The sequence below is a fragment of the Streptomyces sp. URMC 126 genome (genome assembly GCF_051386555.1).
Classification (GTDB): domain Bacteria; phylum Actinomycetota; class Actinomycetes; order Streptomycetales; family Streptomycetaceae; genus Streptomyces.
In genome coordinates, this window is sequence record NZ_JBPQTX010000882.1 from 1 (window position 1) to 271 (window position 271).

Below are 271 nucleotides of genomic sequence, written 5' to 3' on the forward strand. Positions count from 1 at the left end.
GTCGAACGGCGGGCAGGACCGGACCCGGGTCAGCGGGATGATCCGCCACAAAGCGAGTTCTTAAGAGCGCCTAACAGAACCTTTGGAGGAAGCGGAAGCAGATCGCCGCGCAGGCGAGGGTGAGGAAGGCGAGGTGGATGTCGGCGCGCCGCTCGTAGCGGACGACCAGCCGGCGCAAGCGGGCGATCCAGGACAGGGTGCGCTCGCCCACCCACCTGTGCCGACCCAGGCGCTGGCTGCTCTCGATCCCGCGCCGGGCGATCCGCGGGAC

The 271-nt window shown here is 69.7% G+C and carries 1 protein-coding gene; it reads right to left on the reverse strand.

Annotated elements, in window-relative coordinates:
- Positions 1-70: 70 nt before the first annotated feature.
- Positions 71-271 (reverse strand): transposase (locus ACSNOK_RS34330; RefSeq protein WP_436784642.1); only part of this gene is annotated, 201 nt, incomplete at its 5' end.